This window comes from Amycolatopsis sp. NPDC006131, from assembly GCF_040614175.1.
Lineage (GTDB): Bacteria > Actinomycetota > Actinomycetes > Mycobacteriales > Pseudonocardiaceae > Amycolatopsis_E > Amycolatopsis_E tucumanensis.
The window spans coordinates 1-1736 of record NZ_JBEXTX010000211.1 but is presented as its reverse complement, the minus strand read 5'-3'; the positions used below and the strand labels follow the sequence as shown (position 1 = coordinate 1736).

Below are 1736 nucleotides of genomic sequence, written 5' to 3'. Positions count from 1 at the left end.
CCGTGAGGCTCTTCGGAGTTGATCGGGGACGCGCGGGACCTGAGTGTGTAGTAGTCAAGCGATGGGGTGACGCAGGAAGGTAGCTCCGCCAGTGAGTGGTTGTACTGGTGTAAGCGTGTAGGACGTGGTGTAGGCAAATCCGCACCACATGTAGTCTGAGACGTGATGCGTAGCCGTTGAGGCGAAGTAGGGTGATCCTCTGCTGCCGAGAAAAGCCTCTAGCGAGAACATGTGCGGCCCGTACCCCAAACCGACACAGGTGGTCAGGTAGAGAATACTAAGGCGGTCGGGTGAACTGTGGTTAAGGAACTCGGCAAAATGCCCCCGTAACTTCGGGAGAAGGGGGGCCAAAGCACTTGAAGCCCTTCGCGGGCTAGGGTGAGTTGGCCGCAGAGACCAGCGGAAAGCGACTGTTTACTAAAAACACAGGTCCATGCGAAGTCGTAAGACGAGGTATATGGACTGACGCCTGCCCGGTGCTGGAACGTTAAGAGGACCGGTTAGCTCCTTTGGGGCGAAGCTGAGAATTTAAGCGCCAGTAAACGGCGGTGGTAACTATAACCATCCTAAGGTAGCGAAATTCCTTGTCGGGTAAGTTCCGACCTGCACGAATGGCGTAACGACTTTCCGGCTGTCTCAACCACAGGCCCGGTGAAATTGCACTACGAGTAAAGATGCTCGTTACGCGCGGCAGGACGGAAAGACCCCGGGACCTTTACTATAGCTTGGTATTGGTTTTCGGTTCGGCTTGTGTAGGATAGGTGGGAGACTGTGAAGCGGGGACGCTAGTTCTCGTGGAGTCGTTGTTGAAATACCACTCTGGTCGGATTGGGAATCTAACCTAGGGCCCTGATCGGGTTCAGGGACAGTGCCTGGTGGGTAGTTTAACTGGGGCGGTTGCCTCCTAAAAGGTAACGGAGGCGCCCAAAGGTTCCCTCAGCCTGGTTGGCAATCAGGTGTTGAGTGTAAGTGCACAAGGGAGCTTGACTGTGAGACTGACGGGTCGAGCAGGTGCGAAAGCAGGGACTAGTGATCCGGCATCTCCTGGTGGAAGGGATGTCGCTCAACGGATAAAAGGTACCCCGGGGATAACAGGCTGATCTTGCCCAAGAGTCCATATCGACGGCATGGTTTGGCACCTCGATGTCGGCTCGTCGCATCCTGGGGCCGGAGTAGGTCCCAAGGGTTGGGCTGTTCGCCCATTAAAGCGGCACGCGAGCTGGGTTTAGAACGTCGTGAGACAGTTCGGTCCCTATCCGCCGCGCGCGTAGGAGACTTGAGGAAGGCTGTCCCTAGTACGAGAGGACCGGGACGGACGAACCTCTGGTATGCCAGTTGTCACGCCAGTGGCATGGCTGGTTAGCTACGTTCGGAAGGGATAACCGCTGAAGGCATCTAAGCGGGAAGCCTGTTCCTAGATGAGGTCTCCCACCCCTTTGTGGGTTAAGGCCCCCAAGAGACGATTGGGTTGATAGGCCAGACATGGACGCACAGTAATGTGTTTTTGAGTGGACTGGTACTAATAGGCCGAGGACTTGCCCACAAAGCTGCTACGCATCCGCTCTGCAACTCTGAAACACCACACCAGACGAAACATCTCTGGTGTTGTTTCGGAGAGTTTCGGTGGTCATGGCGGCAGGGAAACGCCCGGTCCCATTCCGAACCCGGAAGCTAAGCCTGCCAGCGCCGATGGTACTGCACCCCCGCGGGTGTGGGAGAGTAGGACACCGCCGAAC

2 rRNA genes (1 of these 2 running past the window's edge) are annotated in these 1736 nt (G+C 56.5%); both read left to right on the top strand.

Going from position 1 to position 1736, the window contains the following annotated elements:
* A 23S ribosomal RNA gene (locus ABZ215_RS43150) occupies positions 1 to 1543 on the top strand (it extends 1671 nt beyond the left edge of the window).
* A gap of 76 nt (positions 1544 to 1619) precedes the next feature.
* Positions 1620 to 1736, top strand: a 5S ribosomal RNA gene (gene rrf / locus ABZ215_RS43145).